This is a genomic window from Rhodanobacter sp. sgz306013, assembly GCF_057031145.1.
Map to the genome: position 1 here is coordinate 220,385 of NZ_JBXCIJ010000004.1, position 15,271 is coordinate 235,655.

11 protein-coding genes are annotated in these 15,271 nt (G+C 69.6%); 7 read left to right on the forward strand and 4 right to left on the reverse strand.

Annotation, left to right across the window (positions count from 1 at the left end; all coding sequences use genetic code 11):
- Positions 1–36: 36 nt before the first annotated feature.
- Entirely contained in the window at positions 37–849 is an 813-nt protein-coding gene (locus AC2EWF_RS14005; RefSeq protein ID WP_483639997.1) for a universal stress protein, read from the forward strand.
- Between the two features lie 137 nt (positions 850–986).
- Here the strand turns inward: AC2EWF_RS14005 and dxs are convergent, their stop codons facing one another.
- Positions 987–2,876, reverse strand: a complete 1,890-nt coding sequence (dxs, locus tag AC2EWF_RS14010; protein WP_483639998.1) for a 1-deoxy-D-xylulose-5-phosphate synthase — start codon at positions 2,874–2,876, stop codon at positions 987–989.
- 75 nt (positions 2,877–2,951) lie between these two features.
- Positions 2,952–3,551, reverse strand: a complete 600-nt coding sequence (locus tag AC2EWF_RS14015; protein ID WP_483639999.1) for an HNH endonuclease — start codon at positions 3,549–3,551, stop codon at positions 2,952–2,954.
- Positions 3,552–3,805: 254 nt separating this feature from the next.
- Here AC2EWF_RS14015 and AC2EWF_RS14020 point away from each other — a divergent pair, with 254 nt between their 5' ends.
- Positions 3,806–4,579 carry a SapC family protein gene (locus tag AC2EWF_RS14020; RefSeq protein WP_483640000.1) on the forward strand — a complete coding sequence of 258 codons (774 nt, stop codon included), beginning with the start codon at positions 3,806–3,808 and terminating at the stop codon, positions 4,577–4,579.
- Between the two features lie 167 nt (positions 4,580–4,746).
- On the opposite strand, the gene AC2EWF_RS14025 is transcribed toward AC2EWF_RS14020, so the two are convergent.
- Positions 4,747–6,708, reverse strand: coding sequence for a CocE/NonD family hydrolase (locus AC2EWF_RS14025; RefSeq protein ID WP_483640001.1), 1,962 nt, complete (start codon positions 6,706–6,708; stop codon positions 4,747–4,749).
- Between the two features lie 99 nt (positions 6,709–6,807).
- Between AC2EWF_RS14025 and AC2EWF_RS14030 the strand changes: the two genes are divergently transcribed.
- The 4 genes from AC2EWF_RS14030 (at position 6,808) to AC2EWF_RS14045 (ending at position 12,940) form a co-directional block, all read left to right on the forward strand.
- Positions 6,808–8,187, forward strand: coding sequence for a TolC family protein (locus AC2EWF_RS14030; protein WP_483640002.1), 1,380 nt, complete (start codon positions 6,808–6,810; stop codon positions 8,185–8,187).
- Positions 8,184–9,275 (forward strand): efflux RND transporter periplasmic adaptor subunit, encoded by a 1,092-nt coding sequence (locus AC2EWF_RS14035; RefSeq protein ID WP_483640003.1) that lies wholly within the window; start codon positions 8,184–8,186, stop codon positions 9,273–9,275. Before AC2EWF_RS14030 ends, AC2EWF_RS14035 begins: the two co-directional genes overlap by 4 nt.
- Before the next feature lie 11 nt (positions 9,276–9,286).
- Positions 9,287–12,367, forward strand: coding sequence for an efflux RND transporter permease subunit (locus AC2EWF_RS14040; RefSeq protein ID WP_483640438.1), 3,081 nt, complete (start codon positions 9,287–9,289; stop codon positions 12,365–12,367).
- A gap of 270 nt (positions 12,368–12,637) precedes the next feature.
- The gene (locus AC2EWF_RS14045) at positions 12,638–12,940 is read left to right on the forward strand and encodes a PepSY domain-containing protein (RefSeq protein ID WP_483640004.1); all 303 of its coding nucleotides are present in this window, start codon (positions 12,638–12,640) and stop codon (positions 12,938–12,940) included.
- A gap of 53 nt (positions 12,941–12,993) precedes the next feature.
- On the opposite strand, the gene AC2EWF_RS14050 is transcribed toward AC2EWF_RS14045, so the two are convergent.
- Positions 12,994–13,467, reverse strand: coding sequence for a GNAT family N-acetyltransferase (locus AC2EWF_RS14050; protein WP_483640005.1), 474 nt, complete (start codon positions 13,465–13,467; stop codon positions 12,994–12,996).
- Positions 13,468–13,595: 128 nt separating this feature from the next.
- Here AC2EWF_RS14050 and AC2EWF_RS14055 point away from each other — a divergent pair, with 128 nt between their 5' ends.
- On the forward strand, positions 13,596–15,068 hold the full coding sequence (locus AC2EWF_RS14055; RefSeq protein ID WP_483640006.1) for an RNB domain-containing ribonuclease: 1,473 nt from the start codon (positions 13,596–13,598) through the stop codon (positions 15,066–15,068).
- Positions 15,069–15,271 lie beyond the last annotated feature (203 nt).

Below are 15,271 nucleotides of genomic sequence, written 5' to 3' on the forward strand. Positions count from 1 at the left end.
CTGCGCCGGGACCACGAGCTTGCGGAGTATCCAGCCATGAAAGAGATTCTGGTCCACATCCGGGAACACGAAGTGCACACCCCTGCGGCCTGTTATGCCGCCCGGCTGGCGGCTGCGCAGGGGGCGTCGCTGACCGGGGTTTTCGTCGTGCCGGACTATCTCGGGGCGACGCTGGAGCCGGAGTTGCTGGCCGAGCTCATGGGGGAAACGCGCCGCGCGGTGGAGGCCGCCATCGCGGCAAAGGCCTCGTTTCTGGACATGGCGACCTCGCTGGGCGCCGGTGCGGCGGACTGGGTGGTCGCCGAGGGTCGCGCCGACGAGGCGCTGGCGCAGGCTTCGCTGTGCCACGACCTGCTGGTGCTCGACCATGCCCGCGAGGATTCCGGTCGCATTTCGGATCTGCCCGGCATCGTCCTGCGCGCCGGTACCCCCTGCCTCGTGCTGCCGCGGGGCGAATACCACTGGCACCCGGTCGAGCGGGTCGCGATCGGCTGGAACGGCTCGCCGGAAGCGGTGCGCGCCGTGCATGCGGCACTGCCGTTCCTGCGCGACCGGCAGGTGTTGCTGGTGCTCGGCGAGGAGCGCGCGGCGTATCCCGGCCTGGTCTGGCATCCGCCGTTCGACATCGCGGCCTATCTGCGCGGCCATGGCGCCGCAGTCGAGGTGCGGCGCACGGAGGCGAAGGCCGATGCCGTCGGCAACGCGCTGCTGGAGGAGGCGCGACGCTTCCGCGCCGGCATGCTGGTGATGGGGGCCTACGGTCGCAGCCGCTTCAGCGAATGGGCACTGGGCGGAGCCACCCGCGACGTGTTGCAGCAGGCCGACCTGCCACTGCTGCTGCGGCATTGAGGCCAGCCATGCCTGGGCCGGACCCGGGCCGCATCGCCGCGCGCGCGCCGGGACGTCGCATCCGGTGCCGACGTTGGGGGGGTGCCGCCAGGGACGACCGGCGGCAAGCACGGTGAGCCGTGAGCGCGGCCCTGACCTCAGGCGCTGGCCTGGTTCGCCGCGCCGGCCAGGGGAAAGCGCACGCGGATGGCGTTGCGGATGCCGGGCAGGTCGAGGCCGGCCATGCTCAGCACTTCCTCGCGGCTGCCATGTTCCAGATAGACGTCCGGAAGGCCGAGATGGAGGATGGGCTTGACGATGCCGTGCGCGGCGAGGCACTCGGCCACGGCGCTGCCGGCGCCGCCGGCGATCGCGTTGTCTTCCAGCGTCACGAGGGCATCGTGGGTCTTCGCCAGCTCGACGATCAGCGCCTCGTCCAGCGGCTTCACGAAGCGCATGTTGGCGAGGGTGGCGTCGAGCTCGCCGGCGATCACCGCGGCGGGCGCCAGCATCGCGCCGAAGCTGAGCAAGGCCAGGCCGCGGCCGCGGCGGCGCAGTTCGGCCTTGCCGATCGGCAAGGTGTCGAGCTCGGGCCGGATCGCGATGCCGGGCCCGGTGCCGCGCGGGTAGCGGATCGCGGCGGGGCCGGCGTGCTGGAAGCCGGTACTCAGCATCATCCGGCATTCGTTCTCGTCCGCCGGCGCCATGATCACCATGTTCGGCAGGCAGCGCAGGAAGCTGAGGTCGAAGCTGCCCGCGTGGGTGGCGCCGTCGGGACCCACCACGCCGGCGCGGTCGATCGCGAAGGTCACGTCGAGGTTCTGCAGCGCGACGTCGTGGATGGCCTGGTCGTAGGCGCGCTGCAGGAAGGTGGAGTAGATCGCCACCACCGGCTTGGCGCCCTCGCAGGCCATGCCCGCGGCCAGCGTCACCGCGTGTTGCTCGGCGATCGCCACGTCGAAATAGCGCTCGGGGTATTCCCTGGAGAAGCGCACCAGGCCGGAGCCTTCGCGCATCGCGGGGGTGATCCCAAGCAGGCGCGCGTCGGCGGCGGCCTGGTCGCACAGCCAGTCGCTGAAGATGTCGGTGTAGGTGGGCCTGGCGGGTGCGCCCTTCTTGACCAGGCCGGCCTCGGGATCGAACGGCCCGACCGCGTGGTACTCGATCTGCGCCTCTTCGGCCGGGGCGTAGCCCTTGCCCTTGGTGGTGATCACATGCAGCAGCTGCGGGCCCGGCAGGTTCTTCACCGTGCGCAGCGCGGCCAGCAGTTGCGGGATGTTGTGGCCGTCGATCGGGCCGGTGTAGTGAAAGCCCAGCTCCTCGAACAGCGTGCTCGGCACGAACATGCCCTTGGCGTGTTCCTCCCAGCGCTTGAAGAAGCGGCCGGCGAACGACTGCTTGGGGATCGCGCGCTTGGCCTTCTCGCGCACCGCGTTGAGGCGGCGGCTGGCGAGCGCGCGCGACATCATGCGGGTCATCGCGCCCACGTTCTCGCTGATCGACATGCCGTTGTCGTTGAACACCACCAGCATGTCCGGTTCGACGTCGCCGCCGTGGTTCAGCGCCTCGAACGCCATGCCGGCGGTCATCGCGCCGTCGCCGATCACGGCGACCACCTTGCGGTCGTCGCCCTTGCGCTGGGCGGCGATGGCCATGCCCAGCGCGGCCGAGATCGAGGTGGAGGAATGGCCCACGCCGAAGGTGTCGTACTCGCTTTCCTCGCGGCGCGGGAACGGCGCGAGGCCGTCCTTCTTCTTGATCGTGGTGATGCGGTCGCGGCGGCCGGTGAGGATCTTGTGCGGATAGCACTGGTGGCCCACGTCCCACACCAGGCGGTCGGTGGGCGTGTCGAACACGTGGTGCAGCGCCACGGTGAGCTCCACCACGCCCAGGCCCGCGCCAAAGTGGCCGCCGGAGCTGGCCACGGCCTCGATCAGGTACTGGCGCAGCTCGTCGGCGACGGCAGGAAGCTCCTCGTCGGGGACGCGGCGCAGGTCGGCTGGCGACTCGATGGCCGCCAGGTGGGGGTAGCGTGCAGGATCCTTCATCCGCCTATTGTTGGCCCGGCAGCGGGGCAGGGCAAGGGCGGCGGGCTGGCCGTGATGTGGCCGCCGCCGGATCGTTCAGCTCATCGCCCGCCGGCGGTCGCGCGGCAGGTGGCTGACCAGGAATTCCATCTGGTCGGCCAGGATGTTGCGGTTGGACAGGATCAGATGCTCCACCCAGCTCGGCCGGTAGGGCACGGCCAGCAGGGGCATGTGGGCCTGCTGCGGGGTGCGGTTGCCCTTCCTGAGATTGCAGGTCAGGCAGGCGCTGACCACGTTCTCCCATTCGTCGCGGCCGCCCTTCGACACCGGCTGCACATGGTCGCGGGTCAGCTCACCGCGGTTGAAGTGCTCGCCGCAGTACAGGCACAGGTGGCGGTCGCGGGCGAACAGCGCGGTGTTGGTGAGGGCAGGGGCGGGGTCGATCGCGTGTTCGTGGCAATGGCCGGTGCTGGCCACGATCGGGTGCAGTTCAAGCAGGCTCTGCGCGCCCAGCATGCGGTTGTGGCCGCCGTGCACGGTGAGGCAGGGATCGCCCAGCGTCCAGGCCACCGCGCCGCGCACGTAGAGGCACACGGCGTCCTGCCAGCTGATCCAGTCCAGGATGCGGCCAGCGGCGTCCAGCGACAGCACGCGGGTCGAATACAGATCGGCCCGGTTCGTGACTTCCATCAGCATGCGGTTCGTCCTTCCTCATCAGAAAGAGCGCTGCGGCCATGCAACGGTGCTCGGATGCACCGCAGCATAGAACACTTTCATGGCAAAACGCATTGCGAAAGGCTTTGTCGTCAAACAGATAGGTCCCGGGTCCGCGGATTCGCGGACGGGCGTGGGCGCTGATATAGTAGTCGTTCATCTGTAGACCCGACGCCGGGTTTGGGAGGGGAAGCCGATAGTGGCAACCCCGGCACGGCGGGGCAGAGGTAAACGACGTGGCTGAAGTTCTTTTCTACGAGCGCCCGGTGCCGCTCAACCGCAACGACCACAAGGATCTGCGCCTGAGGCCGATCCCGAACATGAAGTTCGCGCTGGGTGCGCATTCCGTGCCGTTGACCGGCGTCGAGTTCGGCCTGGCCGCCCGTGACCTGCCGATCGTGTTTGCCGGCAACGACATCGCCGACGCCGGCCCCGTGGCGCTGCTGGGCCTGCGCCAGAACGAGAACCTGTTCGTCGACGCCGAAGGCCAGTGGGCGCCGAACGTCTACATCCCAGCCTTCGTGCGCCGCTACCCGTTCGTGCTGGCCGAGAAGCCGGCCGGCCAGGAGGGCGACGACTTCGCCGTGTTCCTTGACGAGGGCTACGAGGGCTTCGGCGCCGAGGGCGACCGCCTGTTCAACGAGGATGGCAGCGACACCGAACTGCTGACCCGCGCCGTGGGCTTCCTCGGCGAGTTCCAGCAGCACGTGGCGCGCACCCGCTGGTTCATGGACCAGCTGCGCAAGCACAACCTGCTCGAGGCCCGCAACATGAGTCTGCGCAAGGGCGCGCCGGACAGCCAGGATGGCCACGTGATCAACCTCAACGGCCTGTTCGTGGTCAACGAGGAGAAGCTGCGCCAGCTCGACGAGAAGACCGCCCAGGAGTTCCTGCGCGAGGGCGTCCTCGGTTGGATCTATGCGCACCTGATGTCGCTCAACAACATCGACCGCCTCGGCCAGCGCCTGGGCGAGCGCGAGGACCGCGAGGCCGCCGCCTCCAGGAACTGAGGCACCCGGGCGCCTTGTGCGCCTGAAAAGCAGACGCCGCGACGGGTGACCGTCGCGGCGTCTGCTTTTGCGATCGTCCTTGATCGCGGAGATCAAATGGGCGGCCATCCATGGCCGCACTTTTCAATGGCCTGAAGATTGACGGCAGCGCGATGCGCTTGCCGGGATCAGTGCGCCACCACCGGCAACGCGATGTAGCTGGCTTCGCCCGGCGCATGGTAGACGCGCTGGGTGGCCTTCACGTAGTCCGCCGGCTTGGCCAGGAAGATGTTCGGCACGAAGGTCTGCGGGTTGCGGTCGTACAGCGGGAACCAGCTCGACTGCACCTGCACCATGATGCGGTGGCCGGGCAGGAACACGTGGTTGGCGGCAGGCAGGTCGAAGCGGTAGGCCAGCGGCTTGTCCGGCGTCAGCGCCCCGGGTTTGTCCCAGCCGGTGCGGTAGCGGCCGCGGAAGATGTCCATGGCCACCGCCAACTGGTAGCCGCCCATCTCCGGTTGCTCGGCCACCTGGTCGGGGTAGACGTCGACCAGCTTCACCACCCAGTCGCTGTCGGAGCCGCTGGTGGAGGCGACCAGGTGCACCACCGGCACGCCGGCAATCGCCAGCGGCTTGTCCAGCGGTGCCGTCTCGTAGCTGAGCACGTCGGTGCGGCCGGAGGCCTCGCGCTGGTCGTCCACCAGCCATTGCGACCAGGTGAGGCCGTGGTCGTAGCCGATCGGCTGGATCGGCCGCGCGCGGAACGGTACCGGGTGCGCGGGATCGGAGACGTATTCGTCGTAGGCCTTGCCGCCGGTGGGCGCGTCGAAGCCCAGTTGCATGCCGGGCTCCAGGTACAGCGCGCGGCTCTGGTCGGGGCAGCCGCTGCTGCACGACAGCGGCCAGCGGTCCAGGCGCTGCCAGCGGTCGGTGCCGGTCTGGAAGGCGGTGACCGGGGCGAGGTTGGCCTTCGGCGCGCCATCCTTGAGGTACTGAGCCAGGAACGGGCGCAGGATGTGCTCGCGGAAGTACTTCGCCGTGTCGCTGCCGAAGCGGATCGCGCCCAGCGAGCTGCCTTCCTCGATTTCCTGGCCGTGGTGCCACGGGCCCATCACCAGCTTGACCATGTCGCCGGTGGTGTCCTTTGGCTTGATTGCGCGATAGACCGCCAGGGCGCCGTAGATGTCCTCCTGGTCCCACAGGCTGTGCACCAGCATCACCGGCACGGTGAGCGGCTGCGCGGCGAGCAGCTTGTCCACCGCCTGCTGCTGCCAGAACGCATCGTAGGCGGGGTGGGCGAGGATCTTGTTCCAGAAGCCGAGCTGCCGCATGCCGTAGGCGTCGCCCAGCGCGCCGGCGGAGCCGTAGTGCATGAACAGGTCGTACTCGTCGTGGTAGTTGGTCCACCACTTGTACTTGTTGTCGCGGCTGGCCTCCTGCTCGTAGATGTAGCTCAGGTTCTGCTGGCGGAAGGCGCCGTGGTGGAACCAGTCGTCGCCCATCCAGCCGTCCACCATCGGGTTCATCGGCACCGCCGCCTTCAGCGCGGGATGCGGGTGCACCAGCGACATCAGCGGCTCGAAGCCGTCGTAGGAGATGCCGATGGTGGCGACCTTGCCGTTCGACTCGGGGATCTTCTTCACCAGCCACGCTATGGTGTCGTAGGTGTCGGTGGCATCGTCCACCGGCGTGGGGTTGAGCGGGCCGTGCACCGGCCGGTTCATCACGTAGTCGCCCTCGGAGCCGTACTTGCCGCGGATGTCCTGGATCACGCGGATGTAGCCGTCCTCCGCGATCACGTCGGCGGCGTTGTCATAGCCCTGCAGCAGCGGCTCGATGTGGCCGCTCATGAAGTTGTGGCTGAGCTGGTGGGCATCGTAGGGCGTGCGGGTGAGCACGATGCCGGCGTGCTTCGCGCCTTTCGGGACCAGGATCACGGTGTTGAGCTTCACGCCGTCGCGCATCGGGATCATCACGTCGCGCTCGACGTAGTCGAAGCTGCCCGTGGCGGGCTTGAAGCCGGCCGGTGTCTCGCTGGGGTAGTCGGGATACTTCGGCGCCGCGTCTTGTGCGGGCAGCGCGCCGCTGGTGGCAAGCAGGAGGGCGAGCAGCGCGCTCTGCAGCCCGTTGGCGATGCGGCGTGAGGTCATGGCGATCCCCTGTGGGAAGTGACCGGCCCAGCTTACCGCGGCCCGGCCACGCGCAGGCGTGATAAGAAAGTGCTAAGCGCCCCCCGGCAAGCTGTGCCGATGACCGTCGACGCGCGCCCGCGCCCATCCCTCTGCGCCACCATGCTCGCCACGGCGGGCCTGCTGTGCGGCTGCGCCACCTACCACCCGCTGCCGCTGGGCCAGGGCGAAGGCGCCCCGGGCGCCGCCCGGCTCAGCGTGCCGGCCCGCGCGATGCCCGTGCCGGAACTGGCATCGCATCGCTTCGATCCTGCCGACGGCCTGGATGCCACCGAGGTGGCGATGCTGGCGGTGGCGAACAGCCCCGACCTCAAGGTGCAGCGCGATGCGCTGGGCATCGCGCGCGCGCAGGCCTTCGCCGCGGGCCTGCTGCCCGACCCGCAGCTGAGTTTCGGGGCGGACTTCCCGCACAACTCCGGCAGTGGCCTCACCAAGGCCTACAACCTCGGCCTCAGCGAAGACATCGGCGCACTGCTGCTCCGCTCATCGCGCAAGCGCGCGGCGAGCGCGCAGGCCGAGCAGGTGAACCTCGACCTGCTGTGGGCGGAGTGGCAGACCATTGCGCAGGCCCGCCTGCTGTTCGACCAGGTGCAGAGCCTGCGTGCGCAGCAGGTCGAACTCGACGCCGAGCAGCGGGCGCTGGCGCCGGTGGACAAGTCGGTGCAGGCGGCGCTCGCCGCGGGCAACCTCAACTACGACAGCGCCAGCGCGGGACTCAACGCGATGGCCGACGTGCGCAAGCGCGCGGTCGACAACGCGGTCGCCCTGCACCAGGCCGAGGGCGACCTGCGCCAGCTGTTGGGCCTCGCACCCACGGCGCCGCTGGACCTGGTGGGCGCGCCGTATGAAGCCGATCCCGACGCCGCGCAGCTTGCGAAGGCGTTGGCCGACCTGCCGGAGCGGCGCCCCGACCTGCTGGCCCTGCAGGCGGGCTACCGGGCGCAGGAGGCGACGCTGCGCGGCGCCATCCTCGCCCAGTTCCCCGCGATCACGCTGGGCCTCAACCGTTCGCGCGACACCAGCAACATCACCACCAACGGTTTCAGCGTCGGCCTCTCGCTGCCGTTGTTCGACCGCAACCGCGGCAACATCGCGATCGAGACCGCCACCCGCCAGCAACTGAAGGACGACTACGCGGCGCGGCTGCTGGCCACGCGCGGCGACATGCAGCGCCTCGCGGCCGATCTCAAGACGCTGGATGCGCAGCAAGCGGCGCAGGTTGCGCATGCGCGGCGTCTCGACGCGGCGCGCACCGCGGCGGAACAGGCCTGGCGCAAGGGCCTGCTGGACTGGCCCACCTATCTTGCCATCCGCGGCAACGCGCTCGCCGCCGACGCCGACCTGATCGCGCTGCGGCAGGCACGCTCCAGCGCGGCGATCGCGCTGGAGGCCCTGCTCGGCCGCACCGACTTCGTCAACCCACGGACGTCCAAACGATGAAACCAGGCTTGCTCGCGCGCTGTGCCGCGCTGGCCGTCACGGCCCTGCTGCTGGCCGCCTGCGGCAAGGGCGGCGACGACGACAATGCGGCCGACGACGCCAAGGGCGTAGCGCAGGTCACCACGGCGATGCCAGTGCAGCGCAGCTTCCACGACAGCGTGGCGGCCTGGGGCAGCGCGGTGGCCGATCCGCACCATGCGCGGGCGATCAGCCTCGCGCACGGCGGCCAGGTGATCGCGCTGCAGGTCAGCGCCGGGCAGACGGTCAAGCGTGGCCAGGCGCTGCTGACGGTCGCGCCCGATCCGACGGCGCGCAGCGCCTACCGGCAGGCGCAGACCGCGCTGGTCCTGGCCAGTGGCGAACTGCAGCGCACCGAACAGCTGGCCGCGCAACACCTGGCCACGCAGTCGCAGGTCGCCACGGCGCGCAAGTCGCTGGCAGATGCACAGACCGCGCTGGAGGCACAGCGCGCGCTCGGCGGCGGCACCGCCGAGGAAATCCTGTCCGCACCGGACGACGGCGTGGTCACCGCACTGACGGTGGCGCTGGGTGAACGCTTCGCCGCGAACGCGCCCCTGCTTGGCTTCATGCCTGCGCACGCGCTGATCGCGGCGCTGGGCGTGCAGCCCGACGCCGGCACCCGGCTGCGCGTCGGCATGCCGGTGGAATTGCATGGCGTCTACGGCGACGGCAAAGCGTTCGAGGGCAAGCTCAGCATGGTGGGGCGCGCGATCGACCCGCAGACCCACTTGTTGCCGGTGCAGGTCCAGATTCCCGCGACGGCCGACGCCGAACTGGTGGCCGGTGCCGCGTTGCAGGCCAGCATCCAAAGCGACGACTACACCGCCTGGGCGGTGCCGCGCGCTGCCGTGTTGCACGACGAGAAGGGCGATTACCTGTACCAGATCGACCAGGGCAAGGCGCATCGCGTGGACGTGCAGTTGCGTCAGCCCGCCGGTGACACCGTGGGGGTGCTCGGCAGGCTCGATAAGAAGCTTCCGGTGATCGTGCAGGGCGCCTACGAAGTCGACGAGGGCGCGGCAGTGCGCCAGGGGAAAAGCCAGGGCAACCGCGAGCCCAAGCCGTGAGCGAAGCACCGATGACGATCACCCAGTGGATGCACAAGCATCGTCGTTCGCTGCTGTTCCTCGCCCTCATCCTTGCCATAGGCGGTATCGCCAGCGCGTTCAGCCTGCCGGTTGCGCTGTTTCCCAACGTGTCGTTCCCGCGCGTGCGGGTGGCGCTGGATGCCGGCGACCAGCCTGCCGACCAGATGGTGGCGAGCATCACCCGCCCGGTGGAGGAGGCGATCCGGCGCGTGCGCGGGGTGCGCGAGGTGCGCTCCACCACCAGTCGCGGCAGTGCCGAGATCAATGTCGGTTTCGACTGGGGCGCCGATATGGGGCGATCGCTGCTCGATGTCGAGGCCGCGGTCAGTCAGGTCCTGCCCGAACTGCCCGCCGGGGTGAACGTGCGGGCCCGACGGCTGGATCCGACGATTGATCCGGTCCTGGCATACAGCCTCAATTCGAACACGCTCAGCTCCGCCCAGCTGCACGACATCGCGGAGTTCCAGCTGCGTCCGCTGCTGTCCGGCGTCACCGGCGTGGCGCAGGTGGACGTGCAGGGCGGTGACGTAACCGAATTCCACGTGGACGCCGATGCGGCGAGGCTGCGTGCGCAAGGCCTCACGCTCGCCGATCTCAGCCATGCGGTGGCGAACGCCGCCACCATCCAGGCGATGGGCCACCTGCAGGACCACTACCGCCTCTACCTGCTGCTGGCGAACAACCAGCCGGCCACCACCGCGGCGCTGGGCGACATCGTGCTGCGTGCCGACGCCCGCGGCGTGCTGCGCGTCAAGGACGTGGCCACCGTGGGCATGAGCCACCAGCCACAGTGGGTGCGCACCACCGCCGACGGCCACAACGCGGTGCTGCTGCAGGTGTTCCAGCAGCCCAGCGGCAACAGCGTGCAGATCGCCCGCGACGTGAAACAGCGCCTGGCCGACTACCAGAAGCAGGCGCCCCAGGGCCTGCACATCGCCAACTGGTACGACCAGACCCAACTGGTGCTGGGGGCGGCCGGCAGCGTGCGCGACGCGATCCTGATCGGCATTGTGCTGGCGGGGCTGGTGCTGTTCGTGTTCCTGCGCAACGCGCGGGTGATCCTGGTGGCGATGATCGTGGTGCCGGCCACGCTGGCGATCACCGTGCTGCTGCTGCACCTGCTGAAAATGAGCTTCAACATGATGACGCTGGGCGGCATGGCCGCCGCGGTCGGCCTGTTGATCGACGACGTGATCGTGATGCTGGAGCACATCATGCGCCGGCTGCGCGACGGCACCGGGCCCGTGCGTGAGCGCATCGCCGGCGCGGCGTGGGAATTCACCCGGCCGCTCACCGGCTCCAGCGCGGCCACGGTGGTGATCTTCCTGCCGCTGGCCTTCCTCACCGGCGTCACCGGCGCGTTCTTCAAGGCGCTGTCGCTGACCATGGCCAGCGCGCTGGTGATCTCCTACCTGCTCACCTGGGTGGCGGTGCCGCTGCTGGCCGAGTGGCTGATCGACGAGCGGCACGCCGCGGAGCATCCCCCGGGCCGCGTTTCGCAACGCCTGCTGGCGGGCTACGAGCGCACGCTGGGGCGACTGCTGCGGCGGCCGGCACTGGTGCTGGCCGGCGTGATCCCGTTGCTGCTGGTGGGCGTGCTGGCCTACCACCAGGTGGGCAGCGGCTTCATGCCGAACATGGACGAGGGCGGCTTCACGCTCGACTACCTCTCGCCGCCGGGCACTTCGCTGGACGAGACCGATCGCCTGCTGCAGCAGGTGGAGCGGATCATCAGTTCCAACCCCTACGTGGACACCTATTCGCGGCGCACCGGCCTGCAGTTGGGCGGCGGCCTCACCGAAGCGAACACCGGTGACATCTTCGTGCGCCTGAAGAACGGTTCGCGGCCGCCCACCTCCACGGTGATGGAGCAGATCCGCGAGCAGGTCGTGGCCCAGGTACCCGGACTGGACGTGGACGTGGCGCAGCTGATGGAAGACATGATCGGCGATCTCACCGAGGTGCCGCAGCCGATCGAGATCAAGCTCTACGGGGACGACCAGGCGCAGCTCGACGCCACCGCGAAGAAGGTGGCCGCAGCGATCGCCAAGGTCAATGGCGTGGCGGAGGTGCGCAACGGCATCAACCCCGCCGGCGATGCGCTGGACGTTCGCGTCGACCCGGTCAAGGCGGGCCTGTTCGGGCTCGATCCGGTGGCGGTGGCCCAGCAGGTTTCGGATGCAGTAGCCGGCAGCGTGGCGGCGCAGCTTCCACGGGGGCCGAAGATGATCGGCGTGCGCGTGTGGCTGCCGCCTTCCGCGCGTGCGCAGCTGGAGCAGCTGCAGGCCTTGCCCATCCGCGCTGCCGACGGCCACGTGGTGCCGTTGTCCGAGGTCGCCACGATCCAGGCAGTGCAGGGCCAGCCGGAAATCAACCGAGACAACCTGAAGCGCATGGTGGCGGTGACCGCGCGCATCGTCGGCCGCGACCTCGGTTCCACCGTGGCCGACGTAAAGCGGGTACTGGCGAAACCGGGCTTGCTGCCGCCGGGCATGTACCACGAGCTGGGCGGTTTGTACGCGCAGCAGCAGATCGCCTTCCACGACCTCAGCGTCGTGATGCTGGCGGCGATCGCGCTGGTGTTCACGCTGCTGCTGTTCCTGTACGAGAGCTTCCGCGTGGCGCTGGCGATCATGGCGGCGCCGCTGCTGTCGATGGCGGCGGTGTTCGTGGGGCTGTGGATCACCGGCATCGAACTCAACATCTCGGCGATGATGGGCATGACGATGATCGTGGGCATCGTCACGGAGATCGCGATCTTCTACTTCACGGAGATGTGCGAGGCGGAGAAGCGCATGCCGCTGCATGAGGCGCTGCAGTACGCGGGCCATCACCGCATGCGGCCGATCCTGATGTCCACCATCGCGGCGATCCTCACCTTGCTGCCGCTGGCGCTGGCGATCGGCCAGGGCTCGCAGATGCAGCAGCCGCTGGCGGTGGCGATCATCGCCGGCCTGCTGGTTCAGGTGCCGCTGGTGCTGCTGGCGATGCCGGTGATTTACGCCGTGCTGCGCAAGTCGCGGAAAGGCCCGCCCGGGGACGCCGAACCGGTTCCGGCCAACGTTCACTGACGTCCGCGTCCACTGGCACCAATGCGCCCGCTCCCTCAGGGAGCGGGCGCATTGGTCGTGCGGCCATCGGGACGGCAGCGATGCAAGGCAAGCTGACGGCGTCGCGTCGGACGCGATCAGGCGTGCGCCGTTCCACAGTGGCGTTTCCTGGGCTCTGGTTTTGCTTAGCCTGCACGCAAGAGCTGCCTAAGCGCTGCGGCATAGCCTGTGGATACCGTCGGCGTCGCAGGCATCGCGCGGCGGTACAAGCCAACCACCAAGGAGCAAACCATGCGCAAGTCCATCGTTCTGGCCGTATCGCTCGCCCTGTGCGGGCTCGCGTTCGCCGCGCAGGCGGAACCCCCGGCCCAGCTCGCCGCGCCGGCCAAGATCAGCATGACGCAGGCGCGCGAAATCGCCTTGAAGGCGGTGCCTGGCAAGGTCGTCAAGCAGGAACTGGAAAAGGAATCCGGCGGCAGCGGCCTGCGCTATTCGTTCGACATCAAGTCCGGCAAGGACACGCGCGAAGTGGGCGTGGACGCGAAGACCGGCAAGCTGCTGGAAAACTCGCTGGACAACAACGACGCCGATTGATGCCGGGTCCGGGCGTCACGACCGCAGTGACGCCCGCGGCAGCCGCGCGCCCTTCAGCGCAGCGGCTTGGCCAGCCGCAACAGGTCCACGTCGAAGCCCGCGGCCTCGTACACCTTGCGAGCGCGCTCGTTGCCGGGGAACACCGCCAGCGTCACCAGCTGGCACTGGTGCTCGCGCGCCCACTGCTCGGCATGCGCCAGCAAGGCCCTGCACACGCCGCGCCCCTGGTACGCAGGCACCACCGCAAGGTCGGAGATGTGGCAGTTGCTGCGCCCCGTGAAGAAATCCTCGGTGCGCTGCAGGTGCATGAAACCCACCCGCGTGCCGTCGGCGTCCTCGGCCACGAACAGGTGGCTGTTCGCGGGTTGATCCTCCAGGTGGCGCAGCAGGTCATCGCGGATGCCCTCGATGCATTCGTGGCGGCGCCGCCACGGCGGCAGCGGGAAATCCACGAAACGCGGCACGAGGGCCAGGATGAAATCGTCGTCGTCTTCGGCCAGACGGATCAGCAGGGACGGTTCGCTCATGGTCGTCGGAGGTACGGGAACTTTCGCCGGTTCTACACCGTCGCGGCGCGCGACGGAAGTGCGTCGCGCCGGCCGGCCGCGGCTATAGTGCCGCTTTCGCGCGCTGCCGCGCCCATGCCTGGGGTCCCATGCCCGCCACCCGCATCCGCCTGAAGACCGGCGCCGACACCACGCTGGCGCAGGGTGTCGCCGCGATCCAGCACGAAATGAAACTGCCGGGTGCGTTCCCGCCCGAGGTCGAGGCCGCGGCGTCGCGCGCGGCGGCGCAGCCGCGCCTGCCGGAGCTGGACCGCACCGATGTCCCGCTGGTCACCATCGACCCGCCCGGATCGATGGACCTGGACCAGGCCTTGCACCTGGAACGCCGGGGCGATGGCTACCGGGTGTATTACGCCATCGCCGACGTCGCTGCCTTCGTGGCGCCGGGCGACGCGGTGGATGCGGAAGCGCACCGGCGCGGAGAAACGCTGTACGGCGCCGACTCGCGCATCCCGCTGCATCCGGCGATGCTTTCCGAAGGCGCAGCCTCGCTGTTGCCGGACCAGCTGCGGCCCGCGCTGCTGTGGATGATCGACCTCGACGCGGCGGGCGAGATCGCCGCGATCGACGTGCGCCGCGCAAGAGTGCGCAGCCGCGCACGGCTCGACTACGCAGGCGTGCAGCAGCAGCTCGACGCCGGCACCGCCGACCCGCTGTGGTCGCTGCTGCGCGAGGTGGGCGGGTTGCGCCAGCGTCGCGAGCAGGCACGCGGCGGCATCAGCCTCGCGCTGCCGGAGCAGGAGATCAGCGTGGTGGACGGCCGGTGGCAGCTGGAATACCGCGCCAGCCGGCCGGTCGAGGACTGGAATGCCCAGATCTCGCTGCTCACCGGCATGGCCGCCGCGCAGCTCATGGTGAAGGGCAAGGTAGGCCTGCTGCGCACGCTGCCGGCGCCCGATCCGGCCGCCATCGCGCGGCTCAAGCTCACCGCGCAGGCACTCGGCATTCCCTGGGCCGCCACGCAGGGCTACCCCGATTTCATCCGCTCGCTCGATCCCGCGCGGGACACCCACGTGGCGATGCTCACCGCGTGCACCACGGTGCTGCGCGGGGCCGGCTACGTGGCCTTCGACGGCAGCTTGCCCATGCAGCCGGTGCAGTCCGCGCTGGCGGCGGAGTATGCGCACGCCACCGCGCCGCTGCGCCGGCTGGTGGATCGCTACGTGGGCGAGGTGTGCGTGGCGCTGTGCGCGAACCAGCCGGTGCCCGACTGGGCGCGCGCCGCCTTGCCGGGCCTGCCGGAACTGATGGCCGAAGCGGATCGCCGCGCGAAACACTACGAGCGCCAGGTGATCGACCTGGTCGAGGCGGTGCTGCTGGCGCCGCGCGTGGGGAATGCCTTCCAGGGCGCGATCGTGGAGGCGGACGGCGCGGAACGCGATCGCGGCAACGGCCATGGCAACGCTGCTGCAGCACACGGCGGCGTGGTGATGCTGCGCGATCCCGCGATCGAGGCGCGCGTCACCTCGGCCACGCCGCTGCCGCTGGGCCAAGAAGCGACCGTGCGGCTGACCGAGGCCGATCCGTTGCGGCGGGTGGTGCGCTTCGAGCTGGCCGGCTGAGCGCGGCCCGTCATCCGGCGCCCGCCAGTGCTGGAAGTTGAGGGCGCGCCCCTTGCGCACCCGCACGCGAGTGCCGATGCTAGCCCGTATCAGGGGAGAGGCCGGGCGGTAGTGGCATGCGCATGAGCGGCAGGGGTTTTGCGTGCGTGGCATGGCTGTCGTGCGGTCTGGCCGCGATCGCCTCCGCCGCGGCATCCGTCCCC